Here is a 19,092-nt window from a genome sequence, read left to right as displayed (position 1 = left end):
GGTCTCCACCTCTCTATCCCCGAGCTTTCACGTGAAAGCTAAGGGGAGTTACTGCCTCCGGATCGCTTTCACGTGAAAGCTCCGTCCGGCGCACCCCAGCGACGCTCCGGACGAGCAGGACACCGGCGCCGGGCAGGCTCGCGACCAGCGTGAGCACGCCATAGACGACGGCGACGGTGACACCTTGGGCGGCGCCCAGACCGGCCGCGCCGAAGAGCAGGGCGCAGACGCCCTCGCGCGGGCCGAAGCCGCCGACGTTGAGCGGGAGGCCCATCGCGAGCAGCGCGAGGACCATCAGGGGCACGAGCTGCCCGACCGGCGCGTCGACCCCGGCGACGCGGGCGGCGACGACGAACAGCGCCAGGTGCCCGGCCAGCGTCGCGACCGACAGGAAGCCCACGCCGGGCCACGTCTCGCGGGTGAACAGGCCCAGCCGCAGGTCGGCGAGGGTGACGGCGAAGCCGCGGCGGACCTTCGACGGGCTGTGGATCCAGCGCCCGCCGAACACCCGGCCGGCGACGACCGCGGCGACGGCGGCCAGCACCACGACGATCCCGGCGCTGGTCACGACCTCGCGGAACGCGCCCGGGACGGCCTCCGGCGACACCAGCACGACGGCGACGGCGGACGCGATCAGCACGAGCTGGCCGGCCGTGCGCTCCAGGACGACGGCGCGCACGCCGCGCGGCACGTCACCCGAGTCGCGGCCGTGCTGCACCGCGCGGTGGACGTCGCCGAGGACGCCCGCGGGCAGCACGCCGTTGAGGAACAGCGCGCGGTAGTAGTCGGCGACCGCGGTGCGCACTGAAAGCCGCAGGCCGAGCCGGGTGGCGACGATCTGCCAGCGGCCCGCGCTGAACACCGTCGTCGCGAAGCCGATGACCAGCGCGGCCAGCACGCCGGGCGTGCTGATCCGGCCGAGGCCGTCGAGGAAGGCGTCGCTGCCGAGCTGCCAGACGAGGACGCCGAGGATGGCGAAAGCGCCGAGGATCCGCAGCCAGGCCAGCGCGCGCTTCACGCCGCCACCTCCAGGCTCGGCGGCAGGACCAGCAGGTCGCCGTGGTGGATCACCGCGCGCAGCTCGCCGGCCTGGGCCATCTCGAGCCGGCGCTGTAGGTAGACGTCGGCGACCGGGCGCAGTTCCGGCAGCTGCTCGACGGCGGCGCCGACCCAGCCTTCGAGCCACTGCCGCTGCAGTTCCGCCTGGTCGGGGCCGAGCCGCCAGGCGCTTTCAGCACGCCGCACGGTGGCGCCGAGCCGGTCGAACGCGGTCGCGGCGACGTCCACGGCGTTCGGGCCGAGCAGCCGGCGGCCACCGGCGATCCGGCGCTGGTGGGCGTTGAACGCGGCGGCGATCGCGGGGTCGAGCGGGTCGGCGGGCGAGAGCTCCACCCGGCCGGTCACCGAGAGCATCAGCAGCGCCGCGCAGCCGGCCTCGACGACCGCCTTGGCCAGGGCCGTGACCTCGTCCCGGGTCAGCAGGTCGAGCAGCGCGGACGCGGTGACCAGCGACGTCCCGGCGAGGTCGGCGGCCCGCAGCGCGGTGACGTCGCGCTGTTCGGCGACGACGTCGACGGGGCTGCCGTCGAGCGCGGCGGCCGGCAGGGCGGCGCGGGCGTGGTCGAGCAGCGCCGTGTCGTGGTCGTGCAGGATCCAGTGCTGGGTGCCGGGCAGCCGCGCGGCGAGCCAGCGGCCGAGCGAGCCGGTGCCGCAGCCGAGGTCGCGGACGGTGAAGTCGGCGGGCAGGAACTCCCGCAGGGGTTCGAGGAGCCGGCCGGCGCGGGCCGCGGCGTCGGCCGGTTCGCGCAGGTAGAGCCAGTCCGAAGAGAACTCACTCATGCCGCCGCCTCCTGCCGCTGCAGGACGTCGGCGATCCGGCGGGCCGTGTCGTCCCAGCCGGTCAGGGTCGCGCGGCGCAGCTTCGCCGAAGCGCGCAGCCGCGTCCGCAGGTCGGGTTCGGTGAGCCAGCGGCGCAGGGCGGCGCCGAGCGCCTCGACGTCGTCGCCGGGCACGAGCATGCCGGGCACCGACCCGTCCGGCGCGACGCCGACGGTGTCGGGCAGCGCGTCGACGTCGGTGGTCAGCACCGGGACGCCGCGGGCGAGGGCCTCGGTGACGACCATGCCGTAGGTCTCGGCGCGCGAAGGCAGCACGAGCAGGTCGGCGGTGTGGTAGGTCGCGGCCAAGGCCGCGCCGGTGCGCGGGCCGGTGAGCGTGAAGCGGGCGCCGAGCCGGTGCTCGCGCAGCCGCTCGACGTACTTCGTCTCGCGGCGGATCCCGCCGACGCATTCGCAGGTCCAGCGCAGGTCGGCGACGGTTTCCAGGGCCTGGGCGAGCACCCCCTGGCCCTTGCGCGGGGTCACGTTGGCCACGCAGACCAGCCGGGACATCCCGTCGGTGCCGATCGCGGGCGGCGCGGGGTCGACGCCCGGCGGCACGGCGTGCACGCGGTGCGGGGCGAGGCCGTGGTGCTCGACGAGCCGGCGCGCGGCCCACTCGCTGGTCGCGACGACCGAACTCGCGGCCTGCAGCGTCTCGCGCTCGAGCGCGTCGAGCTCGGCGGCGAGCGCGGGCGGCAGGCCGGTCTCGTCGGCCAGCGGCAGGTGCACCAGCACCGACAGCGAGAGCCGGCGGGCCTGCGGGACGATCACCTCGGGCACGCCGCAGGCGACCAGGCCGTCGAGCAGGACCGCGGTCCCGGTGGGCAGCGCGGACAGCAGGTGCCCGAGGACCGCGCGGGCCTCGGTGTCCGGGCGCGGCCAGCTGCCGGAGACGGCGATCTCGTGGACGTCGAAACCGGCCTCGACCAGCCGGTCGCACAGCCGGCGGTCGTAGGTGTTGCCGCCGGACGGGACGGACGCGTCGTCGACGTCCCCGGGGAGGACCACGTACAGGGCGTTCACAGCGCACGCTCGTAACTCGCCCAGGCGACGTGCGATTCCTTCAGCGAGACGGCGATGCCTTCGAGGCCGCGCGCGCCTTCGCCGAGGCGTCCGACGTGGACGGCGTCGGCGAGGCGGTCGGCGATGACCTTCGCGAGGAACTCGGTGGAGGTGTTGATGCCCTTGAACACCGGCTCGTCGTCGAGGTTGCGGTAGTTCAGGTCGCTCAGCACCGCCCCGAGCTCTTCCGTGGCCTTGCCGATGTCGACGACGATGTTGTCCTCGTCGAGCTCGGCGCGGCGGAAGGTCGCATCCACCACGAAGGTCGCGCCGTGCAGGCGTTGCGCGGGACCGAAGACTTCCCCGCGGAAGCTGTGGGCGACCATCACGTGGTCACGGACGGTGATGCTGAACACCAAGACCTCCGATGCGTTCGGGTGGACGTGGTCACTGCGGCTGATACACAACACGGAGGCAGAGGGCGGAAAGTTCATTCGCGGCCAACCGGGGTAACACGGTTGGAAGATCTTCAAACATGCACTCGTCGCTGACCAGCGCTTCGAACGCCGGATCGGCCAGCAGTTCGAGGGCGAGGCCGAGCCGCTGGGCGTAGTCGCGGTCGGGCCGCGCGACCGTCCCGACCTGGCTGCTGCGGATGGTGAGCCGTCGCGAATGGAAGTTCTCGCCGAGCGGCACGCTCACCCGGCGGTCGCCGTACCAGGACATTTCGACGACCACGCCTTCCGGCGCGAGCAGTTCCAGCGCGCGTCCGAGCCCGGCCTCGGACGCGCTCGCGTGCACGACCAGGTCGCAGCCGGCTTCAGCGGCTTCAGGCGTCGAGAAGTCGACGCCGAGCGCCTCGGCGATCTCCGCGCGTGCCGGGTCGACGTCGATCAGCTGCACGCGGGTGGCCGGGAAGCCCTGGAGCAGTTTCGCGACACTGCAGCCGACCATCCCGGCGCCGATGACGGCGATCCGGTCGCCGAGCTTCGGCTTCGCGTCCCAGACGGCGTTCACCGCCGTCTCGACGGTGCCGGCGAGGATCGCGCGGCCGGGCGGGACGGCGTCCGGCACGACGGTCACGGCGCTCACGGGGACGACGTACGCGGTCTGGTGCGGGTAGAGGCAGAAGACGGTCTTGCCCTTGAGCGCGGCCGGCCCCTCCTCGACGACGCCGACGTTGAGGTAGCCGTACTTGACCGGGCCGGGGAACTCGCCCTCCTGGAACGGCGCGCGCATGACGTCGTGCTGGCTCGCCGGGACACCGCCGCGGAAGACGAGCGTTTCGGTGCCGCGGCTGACGCCGGAACACAGCGTCCGGACGAGAACTTCGCCCTCTCCCGGCGTGGGCAGGGCCACCGGCCGGAGCGCGCCTTCGCCGGGGCTTTGAACCCAGAAAGCCTGTTCCACGTGTTCTCCCTTGCAGGCGACCGGAGGCTGTGTCGCCGCCACCTTATGAGCAGCCGTGCCGATTCGCGGAGTGAAAGATGATCAAGAACGACGTTCTCCTACGCTCGGTGGTACCCCTGTCGGTGCTCGCCGCCGGGGTCTTCGCGAGCGGTGTCCTCGCCGGGGCGACCGGGCTCGCGTACGGCGTGGCGCTGGTGCTGCTGACGGGCTGGGGCCTGCGGCGCAGCGGCCGGGGCGCGTTCGGCCCGGCGGACTGGATCACGTTCGCCCGCGCGGTCCTGGTGGGCTGTGCGGCCGAGCTGATCGCCGCCGGCGGTCACCCGCTGTGGTGGCTGGTCGGGCTGGTCGGGGTGGCCCTGGCGATGGACGGTTTCGACGGCCAGGTCGCCCGCCGCACGGGCACGGCGTCCGAGTTCGGCGCGCGGTTCGACATGGAGGTCGACGCCTTCCTGATCCTGCTGCTGTGCATCCAGGTGTCTCGGACGCTGGGGCTCTGGGTGCTCGCGATCGGCTTGATGCGCTACGCATTCGTTGCGGCGTCGTGGGCGCTGCCGTGGCTGACCGCGCCGCTGTACCCGAGCATGGCGCGCAAGACGGTCGCCGCGGTGCAGGGTGTCGTCCTGCTGGTGGCGGTTTCCGGTCTGCTTCCTTGGGCTTTCTCGTTCGCGTTGGTCGTGGCCGCCTTGGTGGCGCTGGTCTGGTCGTTCGGCCGCGACACCGTGTGGCTGGCCCGCCACCGCGTCGCCCAGCAGCGGCCGGTCGCGGTCATCCAGCTCCCGCGTCGCCTGCACGGTCCCGCCTGGCGCGGCCACAACCAGGCGGCTTAGCCCGACTCGCGAGCGGCCCGGGCCCGGCGCTTGCCCTCGTGCATCGCCACCACCCGGGCGATCGGGATCGTGTGCCCCTCCGCCACCAGGTCGTCCGGCAGCGTGAACGGCTCCGGCATCTCCGCCGTCCACGCGTCCACGGCGTCGCCGAGCAGCCCCGCGGCCGTGCGCACCGTGAAGTCCGCGGGCTTGACGCCGTCGAGATCGGCCCACGGGACCGGGAACGACACGGGCGCGCCCGGCCGGTGGCGGGGGCTGTAGACCGACACGACGGTCGCGCCGCCCGCACGCGTGGAATCCAGGAACACCTTGCCCGCACGGCGATCCTTGACGAACTCGGTCGTCCCGAGCGCCGGGTCGATGCGCTCGGCGCGGGCCGCGACCGCCCGTGTCGCGGCGGCGATGTCCTCGATCGCCTGGCCCGGTGCGAGCGGCACGAAGACGTGGACGCCCTTGGAACCACTCGTCTTCACGGCGCCGTCGAGACCGTCGTTGCGCAACGCTTCGCGCACCAGCTTCGCGGCACCGACGGCGAGGGAGAAGGGGCCGTCCTCGGGCGGGTCGAGGTCGAGGATCAGGTGCGTCGGGCCGTTGCCGGGTTCGCCGCGGTAGAGCGACGTGTGGAACTCGATCGCCCGCTGGTTGCCGAACCAGATCAGCGTGCGGAGGTCGTTGCAGAGTGCGTAGTGGACGTCCCGTTTGGACGTTTCGGCCCAGACGCTGACCCGCTCGACCCAGTCCGGCGTGTACTTCGGCAGGTTCTTCTGCATGAACGGGCCTTGGCCGCGCAGCACGCGCAGGACGGTCAGCAGCCGGTCGCGCAGTTCCGGCAGCATCCGCTCGGAGACGGCTTCGAGGTAGTCGAGCCACTCCCGCTTGGTCACCCCCGCGCCGGGGAAGACCTCCTGGTCGAGACTGCTCAGCTTGACGCCGTGGCGTACCTCGTCACTCATCAGCCCACCCTCGCGTCATCGCGCGAAGCGGTCAACTCTCAGAAGGGCAGCTGGCTCCGGAGCCGGTCGAGCCAGCGGTCGACGGTGGCCTCCGCCCGGTCCGGGTCGTTGACCTGCCGGGCGGCGTCGGCGCGCTGCCGGACGTGCTCGCCGACCGTCGACGCGTACTGCGGCAACGCGTAGACGTCCTGCCAGTACCCGGCCCGCATCTCGACCGCCGCCACCTTTTCGTAGCCCGCCGTCGCCTTGGCGAAGTCGAAGCCATAACGCGTGCCCGCCGGTTCGGGGCCGTTCGCGGTCACGACGATCACCGTCGGCCGCGCCTGCATGACGACCTGCGTCGGGTCGGCGCCGCGGGCGATCGCCGCGTCGTTGAGGCCGATGTAGTCGATCGAAGCCCAGCCGCTGTAGTACGGGATCGCGCCGGCGTCGGTGACGGCGAGGCTGCGGGCCGGCGCCGGGACGTCCGCTTCGGCGAGCCCCTTCCCGATCGCGATGTGCGCGCGCTGCAGGTCGGGCCCGTAGTTGGCGATCACGCCGAGGTCGGGCGCGGTCGCGCCGGCGACGGCCGACCAACCGACGGCGACCAGCCCCAGCACGGCTCCGACGAGGCGCTGGGTCAGCGTCCCGACGGCGATCCCGGCGCCGAGGCAGAGGACCGGGATCGCGTGGTCGGCGAAGCGGTCCAGGTAGTCCATGGTCGGACCCGACACCGCGTAGGTCAGGTAGGTGACCGCGACGGTGCCGACCAGGAGCCCGCCGGTCGCCCGCGTCGCCTTGCGGATCAGGAGCGAGAGGGTCAGCAGCAGGAGGGGCAGGAGCAGCAGCGTCGTGTGCTTCGTCCACAGCCAGCCGGAGTCGAGGTTGCCGAACTTGACGTAGAAGGTGTTCGGGAGCAGCTGGCCGTAGAACCGCCAGCGCCAGACGAAGTACGCGGCGCCGACGACGACCGCTGCACCGGTCCACACCCAGCGCTTGGTGCCGCGTTCCCGCACGAACCACACGACGAAGACCGGCAGCGCGGCCAGCACGCCTTCCGGCCGGAGCATGCCGAGCAGGAGCAGCAGCACCGGCGGCTCCCACGTCCGCACCGGCTCCCTCGCGAGCACGCGCAGGCCGAGCACGACCACGCGCAGCAGCACCGCGGCGAACGCGGCCGTCTCGAGACCGGCCGTGATGTGGAAGTAGGTCGGCAGGAAGACGACGTACGCGCCGGCCCCGACGAGCACACCGGTGAGCCCGGCGCGGCGATGGCCTTCGCGGACCAGCAAGTACAGCGTTCCCAGGCCGAGCACCAGCGACGTCACCTTGGTGAACAGCGGCAGCGCCAACCCGAGCCACGCGCCGAGCCCCGACCAGACGACCCAGGCGAAGTTCGTGAAGCCCTCGACGCGCGGCCCGTCGACGTTCCAGACCGGGCCGTGGCCGGCCGCGAGGTTCGCCGAGTAGCGGAAGCTGATGAACGCGTCGTCGATGGTCAGGAACCAGGCGGCCCAGGCACCGACGAGGAAGAGCGCCACGAGGACCAGCGACACGACGAGCAACGGCGTGCGGCGGGTGGTCCTGGTCTCTTCGGGCACGGTGCCGGTATCGATCGCCGTCATGGCATCCCCTCGGGTGGCTTCGCCGACCCGACACTTTAACGAGGTGCTTCAGACCAGCGGACGTCCGGTGCGCAGCCGGCGGCGCAGGTCCCAGAGGCAGACGTTGTACGGGAAGCGCCGCAGGGGTCCGGGCAGCACGCGCGTCACCCGGCCGACGTTCGCGAGGAACGCCTCGAAGCGACGCTGGTCGGCGGACGTCCAAGGCAGGCGCATCTCGTCGCGGAAGTGCTGCGGCAGGAAGCCCGTCGTCACGAAACGGCTGAACCGCCGGCCGACCGCGGCCGCCGGCGCAGGCAGATATCGCAGGTCGACGAGGTCGGTGAGGTATCGGCGGACGGTGTCGTCGATGCCGGTCGCGGCAACCCCGGCGGCCCAGTACTCCTCGAAGGCAGTGCGGTCGGCGGGCCACATCTCCGGGCGGACCTGCAGCGTGGTGCCGAGCCGGGCGGCGTCCCGGTAGAAGCCGGCCGGATCGCCGCCGACGAAGGCCAGGTAGACGTCCTCGAAGCCCTTGTACAAGCATGCGGCGACCCACAGCTGGAGGTCGGTGTCGAAGGCGTTGTAGGCGACGGGGCTTCCGTCGCTCGACCGCACCTGGGCGTGGGCGGCGTTGACCCCGCGGCGGTAGGCGGCGCGTTCGGCGTCGGTGCCCATCGAGGCGACGGCGAGGTAGGTCAGCGTGGTCCGCGTCCGCTTGAGCGGGTGCCGGAAGAGGTTCCCGCTGTCGACCTTGCTTTCGAGCACGCCGTACCCGACGGGCGCGCGGGCCAGCTGCATGATCACGTTGGCGGTGCCGGCCAGCAGCCCCGCCCCGACGACAGCGTCCCGGAGCTCGGTCACGCTCTTCAGGGAACGACACTGTTGACGACGTGTCAAGAGCGGTAGCTACCCCGGGCGAACGCGATCAACGCCCGAGCCGCCGGGCTCAGCGGCCCCTCCGTCCGCCAAGCCAACGCCAGCACACCCCGCAGCCCCGGCCCGCTGATCGTGACGACCCGCAGCTCGCCCTCGTGGAAGCGGCCCAGCGACTCCGGCACGATCGCCACCCCCAGGTCACGCATCGCCAGCTGGACCAGGACGTTCGGGTCCGCCGCCTCGAACGCGATCCGCGGCGTCAGCCCCTCCCGCGCGAACGCCGCGTCCAACGCCGTGCGCAGTCCCGTGCCCTTCGGCAACGCCATCAACGGCAGGCCTGCCAGGTCCGCGATCGTCACCTCGGCGCGGTCGGCCAGCACACCCGACGTCACCGCCACGAACGGCTCGTCGATCAGGACCTGCGTCGCGATGCCCGGCGGTGGGTCGGTCGACAAACCGACCACGGCCAGGTCGAGCCGGCCTTCGCGCAGGGCCGCCAGCATCGTGTCCGAGTTCGCCTCGGACAGCGTGATCTCGACCGCCGGGTAGCGCTCGTGGAAGCGGGCCAGCAGGTCCGGCAGCTTCACCGGCCCCGCCGACGTGACCGCGCCGATCGCGACCTGGCCGCGGACCAGCCCGGCCAGCTCGTCCACGGCTTCGCGTACTCCTTTGACCGCTGCCAGCGCCGCCCGGGCGTGGGGCAGTGCGGCGGCGCCGACGTCGGTCAGCCGGACCGTGCGGCCCGACCGGTCCAGCAGCTCCTGCCCCAGCTCGCGTTCGAGGCGCTTGACCTGCGCACTCACCCCCGGCTGGGCGACGTGCAGCCGTTCCGCCGCGCGCGTGAAGTTGCCTTCCTCCGCGACCGCGACGAAGTACGCGAGCTGGTGCAGTTCCATAAGTGTTGATTCTAGTCGTCAGACAATCCAGATCTTGGACTTCTGATCGTCGCCGTCCGAAGCTGGAGACATGCAGACATTCCGACCCGGCCAGGACGGTTACGCCGAAGAGATCGCCGGTTTCCAGACGTCCGTGGCCACGCAGCCCGCGGTGGTCGTCGCCGCCGAGAGCGCGGACGACGTCGTCGCCGCCGTGAAGTACGCCGCCGAGCACGAGCTGACCGTCGCCGTCCAGGCCACCGGACACGGCCTGACCGCCGGCACCGACGGGCTGCTCATCAGCACGCGCCGGATGACCGGCGTCGAGATCGACGCCGAGACCGCGCGGGTCGAAGCCGGAGTTCGCTGGGGTGCCGTGATCGAGGCCGCCGCGAAGCACGGCCTGGCCCCGCTGAGCGGCTCGTCACCGGACGTCGGCGTCGTCGGCTACACGCTCAGCGGCGGCTTCGGATTGATGGCCCGGCGCTTCGGCCGCGCGGCCGACCACGTCCGCGCGATCGACGTCGTCACCGCCGACGGCGAACTCCGCACGGTGACGCCGGGAGACGACCTCTTCTGGGCCCTGCTCGGCGGCCGCGCCGGCTTCGGGATCGTGACGGCGCTGGAGTTCGGCCTGGTCCCGATCACCGAGCTGTACGGCGGCGGGCTGTACTTCGACGCGGCGGACCTGCCCGAGGTGCTGCGCGCGTGGCGGACGTGGGCGGTGGCCGCGCCCGACGAGCTGACGACGTCGATCGCGCTGGTCGCCTTGCCCGACCTGCCGTTCCTGCCGGCACCGATCCGCGGGAAGCACGTCGCCAACGTCCGGATCGCCTACCTCGGCGAGGACGGCGACCGGCTCGTCGAGCCGCTGCGGACCGCCGCGCCGGTCCTGCTGGACACGCTGAAGCGGTTGCCGTACACGGATTCCGGGTCGATCGCGAGCGACCCGCCGCACCCGCACCCCTACCACGGGACGAACGCGACGGTGGAGGTGCTGAACGACGCGATGCTGGCGGCGGTCGTCGAACACGCGGTACCGGAGACGGTGCTGATCATCGACCGGCTGGGCGGCGAACTGGCCCGTCGCCCGGCGGCGGGCGCCGGTTGGGACTCGGCGGCGGAGTTCGTGGTGCGGGCGCTGTCGGTCGTCGAGGACGACGTCGACGCGATCCGCCGGGCGCACGCGAAGCTGTTCGACGCGCTGGCGCCGTGGTCGACCGGCCGGCTGCTGCCGTTCCTCTACGGCGAACACCCGGCCGCGGACCTGGCGGCGACCTTCCCGGCCGGGGACCGCGCCCGGCTGCAGCAGCTCAAGGCGAAGTACGACCCGGCCGGGCGGTTCGGCTGAGCGTCAGCGCTCGAAGACGACGATCGGGATGAGCCGCGTGGTCTTCGTCTCGTACTCGGCGAAGCCCTCGGCGTGCGCGACCATGCCCGCGTACAGGCGGTCGCGCTCGGCGCGGTCTTCGATCACGGTGGCGGTGGCCTCGAAGGTCTCGGTGCCGACCTCGATGGTGACCTTCGGGTTGGCGACGAGGTTGTGGAACCAGGCCGGGTTCTTCGGGGCGCCACCCATGGACGCGGCGACGACGTACTTGTCGCCGTCGCGGGTGTAGACGAGCGGCGACAGGCGCTCCTGGCCGCTCTTCGCGCCGATCGTCGTGAGGAGGAGCACGTTCTTGCCCTCGAAGTAGTTGCCGACCTTGCCTTCGTTGGCCCGGAACTCCTCGACGACCTGGGTGTTGAAGTCGTTCATGTCGGCTGGCGTAGTCATGGGATCCCCTGGTTGTGGCCGGTACGCTCGTTCGTGTCGCGAGGTAGGTTCGGGACTACGAGAAGCGTTTGCTTTGCAAACAAAGCTACCGACGGGAGACGGGCGGTGTCAACGGAGGCCGGATTGAGCCTGGAAGACGGCGTGCGCCGGCTCCTGCTGCTGATGCCGCGCCTGGTCGGCCGCGCGAAGCGAACACCGGTCCCGGCGGAGCTGAACGGCTGCGCGCTCGCGCCGCGGCACCTGTCGCTGCTGTCGTACCTGCTCTTCGACGGCCCGATGACGGTCACCGAGCTGGCGGGCCGCCTGGAGGTCGCGCCGACGACGGCGAGCCTGATGGTCGGCGACCTCAGCCGGCAGGGCGTGCTGAACCGCGACGAGGACCCGGCGGACCGCCGCCGCACGATCGTGAGCATCACGCCGGAACGACGTCCGGCGGTGGACGCGTGGCTCGCGCGCGGCGCGCAGGCGTGGAGCAACGCGCTGGCGCCGTTGACGCCGGCCGAGCGCCGGCTGGTGATCTCGACGTTGGAGGCCTACGAACACGGAACGTGCGAAGGCCCCAGCTGCTAGTCCTCCGCGCGCTTTTCGCGGGCCAGCTTGCGCTGCGCCTCCGCGCGTTCGCGGCACTTGCGGAGGAACTCCTCGTCGTCGTCCGGGTTCCCGGCCGCGAACCGGCCCGGGCGGTCGTACTCCGGGTACGCCGGCGCGTTCCGCTCGTACGGCCCGCGCGCCCGCGCCACGTGCTGCGGGCGGCCCGCCACCAGCCAGACGATCGACCCGACCAGCGGCACCACCAGCACGACCAGCAGCCACAACCCCTTCGGCAGGTTGCGGCAGGACGACTCGTCCGTCGTGATCACGTCGACCAGGCAGAAGATCCACAGCCCGAGCGTGACGAAGCCCAAGAGGCCATCGAAATACAGCATTTCCCGCGCCTTCCCCCAAGAAGATGAAGGCGTAATTAGTAGCAGAACCCGCCGCGGGGTCAGCCGCGGGTCGCCGCGAGCACGCCGGTCGCGAGCGCGATCGCGTGCGCCGGCCCCGGGCACTCGCGCGGGCCCGCACCGAACGGCGTCCCGGCCAGCGGCACCAAGACGTCCTCGCCGCGCACCCGGCGCCGGGTGTGCGACACCGGCGGGTCCGCGCGCAGCACTTCCGCCACCGCCTCCTCGGGCCGTTTTCCCGCCCGCACCAAGGGAATCGCCTTGCCGATCAGCCCGGCGGTGGCTTCGCAGGCCTGGATCAGCAGGCTGATCCGCGCGGCGGCGAGTTCGTCGGCGGTCCCACCGCACGCCGTCACCAGCCGGCTCAGCGCGGCTTCGGCTGCCGCGGACGACGGCACGTGCGGGTGGTAGACGGCCGCGACCGCCACGACGTCCGAAGGCACCACCGGCAGTCCCAGTTCCGCTGCCAGCACCCCGACGACGACCTCGCGAGCGTCGCCCGCCGTTTCGAAGGCCTTGCGCCGCAACACTTCCGGGTCCACCTCCGCCAGCAGTGAAACGCCGAGGGCGCGCCGACGGGTGTGGTCGGGACCATTGCTGAACCGGGAAACCGAAGCCCGCAGCCAAGCGACGCTCCCCAGCGGAACATCGACGGGAACGGGCGGAACGGGAGCGGAAAGCGAAGTCATGAGGCAAAACTAGCCACGGAAAACGTCGGCGACGGCCGAAGCGTCTACAGGAGCGACGCCGGGAACCACGTCGCCTGCGGGCCACCGCACCGCGTCACCCGCGGCACGGCGTGTTCGAACCACCAGGCCTCGGTGACGCGGCCGTCCGGCAGCCGGTACGTCGGCGGCCCGGCGACGCGCGCGAGCCCGGCGGCCTGCAGCGAGCGCGCGCTCGCGATGTTGCCGACCTCGGCGCCGGCGCGCACGCGCGACAGGCCGAGGTGGTCGTGCGCCAGCGTCAGGCCGGCCGCGAAGAGGATCCGGCCGTTGCCGCGGCCGCGGTAGTCGGGCGCGAGGTAGCCGCCGGTCTCCGGGCCGCCGTCCTCGCCGGTGTGCACGCTCACCAGCCCGACGCACCGGTTGGCCTCGACGTCGATCATCACGAGGTCGACCGACTGCGGATCGGGCGACACCCAGTCCGGCCCGGTCCCGGGCACGACGCGCAGCGCATCGGCCCGCGCGCGCCGCGCGACGATGGAGTCGGCCTGCCAGCCGAGCCACCGCTGAGCGGCGGGATCACTGCCGCAGGCAACGGCGGCGGCGTACTCCCACGCGGTCGGCGTCCGGAAGAGGAACCGTCCCTCGCGCAGGACGTGGCCCTGCCGGTCGCAGGTCCGTTTGGTCATCAGACGGCCCCGCCGGGTGAGCCGGTCGAAGATCCCCTTGGTGGCTGGCAGCATCGCGGCGAAATCGTAGCGGAGCGATCGGAGCGGGAGGCGTTATTGTGGCCCGATGACGGCCGTACCCGAGGCAACCGAACTGGACGGCTCCGGCCGTGCGGCCCAGCCTCGCCAGCTCATCGTGACGGTGTACGGCCTCTACTCGCGCACCGAGGGCGGCTGGCTCTCGGTCGCCTCGCTCATCGACCTGCTGGCCGCCGTCGGCGTCGACGAGCCCGCCGTGCGCTCCTCCATCTCGCGGCTGAAGCGGCGCGGCATCCTCGAAGCCGTGCGCCGCGGCGCGACCGCGGGCTACGAGCTGTCCGACGACGCCCGCGACATCCTGCGCGAGGGTGACGAACGGATCTTCCGCCGCGGGCGCGCGACCCCCGCCGACGGCTGGCTGCTCGCCGTGTTCTCGGTGCCCGAGACCGAGCGGCACAAGCGCCACCTGCTGCGCACCCAGCTCGCCCGGATGGGCTTCGGCACCGCCGCCTCCGGCGTCTGGATCGCCCCGGCCCACCTGCACGCGGCGACCGAGGAGGCGCTGACGCGGCTCGGCCTGGCCGGGTACGCCGACCTGTTCCGCGCCGACCACCTGGCCTTCGGCGACGTCCGGGCGAAGGTCCGCGACTGGTGGGACCTCGACCGGCTCGACGACCTCTACACGACGTTCCTCGACGAGCACGGCCCCGCGCTGCGGCGCGAGTCGGTGACCGACGAGCAGGCCTTCGCCGACTACGTCCGGGTGCTGACCGGCTGGCGGCGGATGCCCTACCTCGACCCCGGCCTGCCCGCGGAGTTCCTGCCCCGCGACTGGTCCGGCATCCGCGCGGCCGACCTGTTCTTCCAGCTGCACGCGCAACTGGAAGACCCGGCCCGCGCGTTCGTCGCGAAGTCGATCAGCTTCGGCTGACGACCGCGAAGCCCTGCACCTCGACCAACGCTTCCTCGTCCCACAGCCGCGAGACGCCGATGCCGGCCATCGCCGGGTACTCGGTGCCCGCGAGCCGCTTCCACACCGCGCCGATCTCGCGCGCGTGGGCCCGGTAGTCCGCCATGTCGACGATGTAGATCGTCACGCTGCACAGGTCTTCCGGGACGCCACCCGCCGCGCGCAACGACGTCAGCAGGTTCCCCAGCGCGCGCTCGAACTGCTCGACCACGCCGTCGCCGACGATCTTGTTCGACGCGTCCAGCGCCGTCTGGCCGGCGAGGAAGACGACCCGGCCCTCGGCCACCACCGCGTGCGAGAACCCGGACGGCTTGCCCAGCTCCGGCGGGTTGATGCGTTCCATGCGGCACACCGTACGCCATCTTTCGCGTTATTGACGGTCGTACCGGTGACGACATATCCTCGACGACGTGCGTATCGCGGTCATCGGTGGCGGCCCGGCGGGTCTGTACTTCGCCGCGCTGGCGAAGCAGCTCGGTCCCGGTAACGAAATCACCGTCTGGGAACGCAACGCGCCGGACGACACGTTCGGCTTCGGCGTCGTGTTCTCCGACGAGACGCTCGGCGGCATCGAGCACGCCGACGCGGTCGTCCACGAGGCCATGACGGCCGAGTTCGCCCGCTGGGACGACATCGACGTCCACTACCGCGGCACGGTCACCACCTCCGGCGGCCACGGCTTCGCCGCGATGAGCCGCAAGCGCCTGCTCGGCATCCTGCAGAGCCGCTGCGCCGAACTCGGTGTCGGTCTGCACTTCCGCGAGGAGGCGCCGGCCGACCTCTCGGGCTACGACCTCGTCATCGCGGCCGACGGCGTCAACTCCGCGATCCGGGCCCGGTACGCCGAGACGTTCCGGCCGAGCGTCGAGACCCGCCGCTGCCGCTACATCTGGCTCGGCACGGACCTCGTGTTCGACGCCTTCAAGTTCTACGTCCTCGAGACGCCGGCCGGGATCATGCAGATCCACGGCTACCCGTACGGCCGCGACGGCTCCACGTTCATCCTCGAGGTGCAGGAGGACGTCTGGCAGCGGACGTTCGGGCCGATCGCGGCGGCGTCGCTGCCGCCGGGCGAAAGCGACGAGAAGTCGATCGCGTTGATCCGCGAGCTGTGCGCCGACGTCCTGGGCGACCACAAGATCATGGCGAACAACTCGAAGTGGGTTTCGTTCGGCACGGTGCGCTGCGAGACGTGGGTGCACGGCAACGTCGTCCTGCTCGGGGACGCGGCGCACACCGCGCACTTCTCGATCGGCTCCGGCACGAAGCTGGCGATGGAAGACGCGCTCGCGCTGGCCGCGTGCCTGCACGAGAACGACGGCGTCGCTTCGGCGTTGAAAGCCTATGAGCTGGAACGGCGTCCGGTCGTCCAGTCGACGCAGCGGGCCGCGCAGGCGAGCCTGGAGTGGTTCGAGAACATCGCGCAGTACACCCACCAGGAACCGCCGCAGTTCGCGTTCAACATCCTCACGCGCAGCCGCCGCGTCACCCACGACAACCTCCGGCTGCGCGACCCCGAGTTCGCGGCCGAGCTGGACCACTGGTTCGCGCGGTCACTCGGGACGACGTCGCGGCCGCCGATGTTCCAGCCGTTCTCCCTGGGTGGCTTGGAGCTGCCCAACCGGATCATCGTGTCCCCGATGGACATGTACTCCGCTGCGGACGGTGTCCCGGGTGACTTCCACCTGGTGCACCTGGGCAGCAAGGCCCTCGGCGGCGCCGGGCTGGTGATGACGGAGATGGTCTGCGTCTCCCCCGAAGGCCGGATCACCCCGGGCTGCGGCGGGTTGTACACGGCCGAGCAGGAAGCAGCCTGGAAGCGCGTCGTCGATTTCGTGCACGCGCAGTCTCCCGCACGCATCGGTGTCCAATTGGGACACTCCGGGCGCAAGGGGTCGACCAAGCTGATGTGGGACGGCATCGACGAGCCGTTGCCGTCGGACAACTGGGAAGTCTGCGGCCCCTCGGCGCTGCCGTACTCCTCGCGGAACCAGGTCCCGCGTGAACTGTCCACATCGGACCTCGCCGAGATCCGGTCGCAGTTCGTCTCGTGCGCGGAGGCTGCCGCTCGCGCCGGGTTCGACGTCCTCGAACTCCACTGTGCACACGGCTACCTGCTGTCGTCGTTCCTCTCGCCGTTGACCAACCAGCGGACCGATTCCTACGGCGGCTCACTGGAAAATCGGCTGCGCTTCCCACTGGAAGTCTTCGACGCGGTGCGGGCCGTCTGGCCCGCCGAGCGGCCGATGACCGTCCGGATCTCGGCGACCGACTGGTGCGAAGGTGGCATCGACGCCGACGACGCCGTCGAGATCGCGCGCGCGTTCGCGTCTCACGGCGCCGCGGGCATCGACGTCTCGACCGGCCAGGTCGTCACTGAAGAACGTCCGCAGTACGGGCGCAGCTACCAGACGCCGTACGCCGACCGGATCCGCAACGAGGTCGGGCTCGAGTACGGGATCGCGGTGATCGCGGTCGGCGCGATTTCGTCGTACGACGACGTCAATTCGCTGATCCTGGCCGGCCGCGCGGACCTCTGCGCACTGGGCCGCACGCACCTCTACGATCCACAGTGGACGCTGCACGTGGCGGCCGAGCAGGGTTATCCGCTGCCGTGGCCGAAGCCGTTCGCCGCGGGCAGCCGCAAGCCGCAGACCGGCCGCAGCGACGGGCCGGAGCCGCGTCTCGACCTCGTCCGCTCCGGGCCGACGGGGACCGCCCATGCCCGCTGGCGACCGGGAGCTCCGTCATGACCTTCACCCTCGACCCCGACCAGCAGGCGTTCGCCGCGGAGGTGCGGCGGCTGGGTGCGGAGCAGCTGCGTCCGCTCGCCGAGTCCGGTGTGGAGGGTGCGGTGAACCGGCCTCTCCTGAAGGAGATGGGCGCGCTCGGCCTCCTCGCGCGGCTGTTCCCCGGCGTCTCTTCGGGGTCGCCGTCCCGCCAGGCCGCGGCGACCGACCTCTGCATCCTGCGCGAGAACCTGGCCACGGTGAACACCGAGGCCGAGACGGCACTCGCGTTGCAGGGCCTGGGGAGTTACCCGATCCTGCAGTCCGGACAGGACAGTCAGGTCGCGAAGTGGCTGCCCGCGGTGGCGGCCGGCGACGCGGTGGCGGCGTTCGCGCTGACCGAGCCGGACGCCGGTTCCGACGCGGCGGCGCTGTCGCTGGCCGCGGAACCCGACGGCGACGGCTGGCGTCTGACGGGCTCGAAGATGTGGATCTCGAACGCGCCCGAAGCCGACTTCTACACGGTGTTCGCGCGCACCACGCCGGACGCCGGTTCCCGGGGAGTGAGCGCGTTCGTCGTCCCGGCCGACCGCCCCGGCCTGGGCGGCGAGCACCTGGACCTGGTGAGCCCGCACCCGATCGGCACGGTCACGTTCGACGGCGTCGAGGTCCGGCGCGAGGAGCTGCTCGGCGAGGAGAACCGAGGGTTCGCGGTGGCGATGCGGACGCTGGACCTGTTCCGCCCGAGCGTCGGCGCGTTCGCCGTCGGAATGGCCCAGGCGGCGCTGGACGCTGCTGTTTCCCATACGAGTCAACGGGAAGCGTTCGGCGGTCCGCTGATCAAGCAGCAGGCGGTGGCGCACGCGCTGGCGGAGATGGCCACCCGCACGGAGGCGGCGCGTCTGCTGGTGTACGCGGCCGCGGGTGCGTATGACGCGGGCGAGCAGAACCTGGGCGGCCGCGCGGCGATGGCGAAGCTGTTCGCGACGGAGGCGGCCCAGTTCGTCGTCGATTCGGCGGTGCAGCTGCACGGTGCCCGCGCCTTGCGACGCGGGCACCTGCTCGAGCACCTCTACCGGGAAGTCCGCGCGCCACGCATTTACGAAGGGGCGTCGGAGATCCAGCGGACGATCATCGCACGCTGGCTGGCTTCTTCGCGGGCCGGCGCTCCAGGATCAGCTGGCTGACGATGACCGCGAAGGCCAGCCCGCCCCAGGCGGAGATGGCGCCGACGCTCTGGCTGTAGGCGAGCGTGCTGCCGCCGAAGGTGGTCGGGATCTGCGGTTCCAGGATGATCATCGCGATCGGCGAGATCACGCGGTTGACGATGATCGAGAAGGTCAGCGTGACGCTGCGGATCATCCACTTGCGGTGGTCGCCGAAGCGCCGCTCGCGCACCGCCCGCCAGCCGGCGATGGTGCACCCGATCCACAGCACGGCCCCGAGCACGTCGCTGACCCGGGTGACCGGGCCGAACGGGCTCTGCGACCCGATGGTGAGGGCCATCAGCCCGGAGGGCAGCACGCCGGCGAAGACGTAGGCGCGGCCGACGTTGCGGTGGATCACGGGGTGCGTCCGCCGCAGCCAGGGCCAGATCTGCAGGACGGCGCCACCCATGGCGATCGAGCCGAAGACGACGTGCCCGACGAGGAACCAGTAGTGCGCGGGGAAGCCATCGGGCTGCGGAACCCGCGACTGGGCGGGGTCGAGGGCCAGGTAAGGCGGCAGCGAGAAGGACAGGAAGGCAAGGACGAGCAGGGCCAGCGGACCGATCCACGGACGCCGCCACCAGGACTTTCGCGTCGTCTGAGGTACGGGCCGGGCCGCGGTTCGGACTGCCATGATTCCCCTCCGTCGTCGGGATCCGTCCCAGCCGACGTTAGGGGTGGCACGG

General features: G+C 71.9%; 21 protein-coding genes. 6 read left to right on the top strand and 15 right to left on the bottom strand.

Annotated features, from left to right (window positions below; all coding sequences use genetic code 11):
- Positions 1-13 precede the first annotated feature (13 nt).
- The 5 genes from BLV96_RS40535 to BLV96_RS40515 are packed head-to-tail and all read right to left on the bottom strand — an operon-like array spanning position 14 to position 4,292.
- Positions 14-1,018 carry a lysylphosphatidylglycerol synthase transmembrane domain-containing protein gene (locus BLV96_RS40535; protein ID WP_208608457.1) on the bottom strand — a complete coding sequence of 335 codons (1,005 nt, stop codon included), beginning with the start codon at positions 1,016-1,018 and terminating at the stop codon, positions 14-16.
- Positions 1,015-1,839 carry a methyltransferase domain-containing protein gene (locus BLV96_RS40530; RefSeq protein WP_086672208.1) on the bottom strand — a complete coding sequence of 275 codons (825 nt, stop codon included), beginning with the start codon at positions 1,837-1,839 and terminating at the stop codon, positions 1,015-1,017. Before BLV96_RS40530 ends, BLV96_RS40535 begins: the two co-directional genes overlap by 4 nt.
- On the bottom strand, positions 1,836-2,903 hold the full coding sequence (locus BLV96_RS40525) for a glycosyltransferase family 4 protein (RefSeq protein ID WP_086672206.1): 1,068 nt from the start codon (positions 2,901-2,903) through the stop codon (positions 1,836-1,838). The genes BLV96_RS40530 and BLV96_RS40525 overlap by 4 nt, the downstream gene beginning before the upstream one ends.
- Positions 2,900-3,298, bottom strand: a complete 399-nt coding sequence (locus tag BLV96_RS40520; protein WP_086672239.1) for a 6-pyruvoyl trahydropterin synthase family protein — start codon at positions 3,296-3,298, stop codon at positions 2,900-2,902. The genes BLV96_RS40525 and BLV96_RS40520 overlap by 4 nt, the downstream gene beginning before the upstream one ends.
- Positions 3,299-3,329: 31 nt before the next feature.
- Positions 3,330-4,292, bottom strand: a complete 963-nt coding sequence (locus BLV96_RS40515) for a zinc-dependent alcohol dehydrogenase (RefSeq protein WP_086672204.1) — start codon at positions 4,290-4,292, stop codon at positions 3,330-3,332.
- A gap of 77 nt (positions 4,293-4,369) precedes the next feature.
- Here BLV96_RS40515 and BLV96_RS40510 point away from each other — a divergent pair, with 77 nt between their 5' ends.
- Positions 4,370-5,119: a CDP-alcohol phosphatidyltransferase family protein gene (locus tag BLV96_RS40510; RefSeq protein ID WP_086672202.1), complete on the top strand. Its 750-nt coding sequence runs from the start codon at positions 4,370-4,372 to the stop codon at positions 5,117-5,119.
- Here BLV96_RS40510 and BLV96_RS40505 read toward each other — a convergent pair.
- Genes BLV96_RS40505 through BLV96_RS40490 form a run of 4 tightly spaced genes read right to left on the bottom strand, consistent with a single transcriptional unit; the run spans position 5,116 to position 9,427 of the window.
- A complete protein-coding gene (locus BLV96_RS40505; protein ID WP_086672200.1) occupies positions 5,116-6,075 on the bottom strand; it encodes a DNA polymerase domain-containing protein in 960 nt (319 codons plus the stop codon). The genes BLV96_RS40510 and BLV96_RS40505 overlap by 4 nt on opposite strands.
- 35 nt (positions 6,076-6,110) lie before the next feature.
- The gene (locus BLV96_RS40500) at positions 6,111-7,676 is read right to left on the bottom strand and encodes a hypothetical protein (protein WP_244180853.1); all 1,566 of its coding nucleotides are present in this window, start codon (positions 7,674-7,676) and stop codon (positions 6,111-6,113) included.
- Positions 7,677-7,724: 48 nt separating this feature from the next.
- A complete protein-coding gene (locus BLV96_RS40495; protein WP_086672198.1) occupies positions 7,725-8,516 on the bottom strand; it encodes an oxygenase MpaB family protein in 792 nt (263 codons plus the stop codon).
- Positions 8,517-8,548: 32 nt separating this feature from the next.
- Complete coding sequence (locus BLV96_RS40490) at positions 8,549-9,427, bottom strand: LysR family transcriptional regulator (RefSeq protein ID WP_086672196.1); 879 nt, start codon at positions 9,425-9,427, stop codon at positions 8,549-8,551.
- A 70-nt stretch (positions 9,428-9,497) separates the two neighbouring features.
- Between BLV96_RS40490 and BLV96_RS40485 the strand changes: the two genes are divergently transcribed.
- Positions 9,498-10,757 carry an FAD-binding oxidoreductase gene (locus BLV96_RS40485; RefSeq protein WP_086672194.1) on the top strand — a complete coding sequence of 420 codons (1,260 nt, stop codon included), beginning with the start codon at positions 9,498-9,500 and terminating at the stop codon, positions 10,755-10,757.
- A gap of 3 nt (positions 10,758-10,760) precedes the next feature.
- Here the strand turns inward: BLV96_RS40485 and BLV96_RS40480 are convergent, their stop codons facing one another.
- Positions 10,761-11,183, bottom strand: a complete 423-nt coding sequence (locus BLV96_RS40480) for a nitroreductase family deazaflavin-dependent oxidoreductase (RefSeq protein WP_086672192.1) — start codon at positions 11,181-11,183, stop codon at positions 10,761-10,763.
- A 105-nt stretch (positions 11,184-11,288) separates the two neighbouring features.
- Here BLV96_RS40480 and BLV96_RS40475 point away from each other — a divergent pair, with 105 nt between their 5' ends.
- Positions 11,289-11,753, top strand: a complete 465-nt coding sequence (locus BLV96_RS40475) for a MarR family winged helix-turn-helix transcriptional regulator (RefSeq protein WP_086672190.1) — start codon at positions 11,289-11,291, stop codon at positions 11,751-11,753.
- Here BLV96_RS40475 and BLV96_RS40470 read toward each other — a convergent pair.
- Genes BLV96_RS40470 through BLV96_RS40460 form a run of 3 tightly spaced genes read right to left on the bottom strand, consistent with a single transcriptional unit; the run spans position 11,750 to position 13,535 of the window.
- Positions 11,750-12,109, bottom strand: coding sequence for a PLDc N-terminal domain-containing protein (locus tag BLV96_RS40470; RefSeq protein ID WP_086672188.1), 360 nt, complete (start codon positions 12,107-12,109; stop codon positions 11,750-11,752). The genes BLV96_RS40475 and BLV96_RS40470 overlap by 4 nt on opposite strands.
- A 59-nt stretch (positions 12,110-12,168) precedes the next feature.
- Complete coding sequence (locus BLV96_RS40465; protein WP_143051093.1) at positions 12,169-12,816, bottom strand: cytochrome P450 family protein; 648 nt, start codon at positions 12,814-12,816, stop codon at positions 12,169-12,171.
- 44 nt (positions 12,817-12,860) lie between these two features.
- Positions 12,861-13,535, bottom strand: a complete 675-nt coding sequence (locus BLV96_RS40460; RefSeq protein ID WP_086672184.1) for a GNAT family N-acetyltransferase — start codon at positions 13,533-13,535, stop codon at positions 12,861-12,863.
- A 52-nt stretch (positions 13,536-13,587) separates the two neighbouring features.
- On the opposite strand from BLV96_RS40460, the gene BLV96_RS40455 reads away from it, so the two are divergent.
- The gene (locus BLV96_RS40455; RefSeq protein ID WP_086672182.1) at positions 13,588-14,430 is read left to right on the top strand and encodes a PaaX family transcriptional regulator; all 843 of its coding nucleotides are present in this window, start codon (positions 13,588-13,590) and stop codon (positions 14,428-14,430) included.
- Here BLV96_RS40455 and BLV96_RS40450 read toward each other — a convergent pair.
- A complete protein-coding gene (locus tag BLV96_RS40450; RefSeq protein WP_086672180.1) occupies positions 14,417-14,812 on the bottom strand; it encodes a RidA family protein in 396 nt (131 codons plus the stop codon). The genes BLV96_RS40455 and BLV96_RS40450 overlap by 14 nt on opposite strands.
- A 67-nt stretch (positions 14,813-14,879) precedes the next feature.
- Between BLV96_RS40450 and BLV96_RS40445 the strand changes: the two genes are divergently transcribed.
- Both BLV96_RS40445 and BLV96_RS40440 read left to right on the top strand, forming a co-directional pair.
- Positions 14,880-17,222: a bifunctional salicylyl-CoA 5-hydroxylase/oxidoreductase gene (locus BLV96_RS40445; protein ID WP_086672178.1), complete on the top strand. Its 2,343-nt coding sequence runs from the start codon at positions 14,880-14,882 to the stop codon at positions 17,220-17,222.
- Positions 17,219-18,385: an acyl-CoA dehydrogenase family protein gene (locus BLV96_RS40440; RefSeq protein ID WP_086672176.1), complete on the top strand. Its 1,167-nt coding sequence runs from the start codon at positions 17,219-17,221 to the stop codon at positions 18,383-18,385. Before BLV96_RS40445 ends, BLV96_RS40440 begins: the two co-directional genes overlap by 4 nt.
- Here BLV96_RS40440 and BLV96_RS40435 read toward each other — a convergent pair.
- Entirely contained in the window at positions 18,330-19,040 is a 711-nt protein-coding gene (locus tag BLV96_RS40435) for a DUF2306 domain-containing protein (protein ID WP_086672174.1), read from the bottom strand. The two genes, BLV96_RS40440 and BLV96_RS40435, sit on opposite strands and share 56 nt — an antisense overlap.
- Between the last annotated feature and the right edge of the window lie 52 nt (positions 19,041-19,092).

It is taken from the genome of Amycolatopsis pretoriensis (assembly GCF_900107925.1).
GTDB classification, from domain to species: domain Bacteria; phylum Actinomycetota; class Actinomycetes; order Mycobacteriales; family Pseudonocardiaceae; genus Amycolatopsis; species Amycolatopsis pretoriensis.
This window is presented reverse-complemented; position numbering and strand designations above follow the sequence as displayed.

What these genes read in the sequence shown, in the direction of transcription:
- BLV96_RS40530 (WP_086672208.1), bottom strand. Translation starts at nt 1,839, where the DNA reads ATGAGTGAGTTCTCTTCGGACTGGCTCTACCTGCGCGAACCGGCCGAC.
- BLV96_RS40510 (WP_086672202.1), top strand. Translation starts at nt 4,370, where the DNA reads ATGATCAAGAACGACGTTCTCCTACGCTCGGTGGTACCCCTGTCGGTG.
- BLV96_RS40500 (WP_244180853.1), bottom strand. Translation starts at nt 7,676, where the DNA reads ATGACGGCGATCGATACCGGCACCGTGCCCGAAGAGACCAGGACCACC.
- BLV96_RS40490 (WP_086672196.1), bottom strand. Translation starts at nt 9,427, where the DNA reads ATGGAACTGCACCAGCTCGCGTACTTCGTCGCGGTCGCGGAGGAAGGC.
- BLV96_RS40485 (WP_086672194.1), top strand. Translation starts at nt 9,498, where the DNA reads ATGCAGACATTCCGACCCGGCCAGGACGGTTACGCCGAAGAGATCGCC.
- BLV96_RS40480 (WP_086672192.1), bottom strand. Translation starts at nt 11,183, where the DNA reads ATGACTACGCCAGCCGACATGAACGACTTCAACACCCAGGTCGTCGAG.
- BLV96_RS40470 (WP_086672188.1), bottom strand. Translation starts at nt 12,109, where the DNA reads ATGCTGTATTTCGATGGCCTCTTGGGCTTCGTCACGCTCGGGCTGTGG.
- BLV96_RS40465 (WP_143051093.1), bottom strand. Translation starts at nt 12,816, where the DNA reads ATGACTTCGCTTTCCGCTCCCGTTCCGCCCGTTCCCGTCGATGTTCCG.
- BLV96_RS40460 (WP_086672184.1), bottom strand. Translation starts at nt 13,535, where the DNA reads ATGCTGCCAGCCACCAAGGGGATCTTCGACCGGCTCACCCGGCGGGGC.
- BLV96_RS40455 (WP_086672182.1), top strand. Translation starts at nt 13,588, where the DNA reads ATGACGGCCGTACCCGAGGCAACCGAACTGGACGGCTCCGGCCGTGCG.
- BLV96_RS40450 (WP_086672180.1), bottom strand. Translation starts at nt 14,812, where the DNA reads ATGGAACGCATCAACCCGCCGGAGCTGGGCAAGCCGTCCGGGTTCTCG.
- BLV96_RS40440 (WP_086672176.1), top strand. Translation starts at nt 17,219, where the DNA reads ATGACCTTCACCCTCGACCCCGACCAGCAGGCGTTCGCCGCGGAGGTG.
- BLV96_RS40435 (WP_086672174.1), bottom strand. Translation starts at nt 19,040, where the DNA reads ATGGCAGTCCGAACCGCGGCCCGGCCCGTACCTCAGACGACGCGAAAG.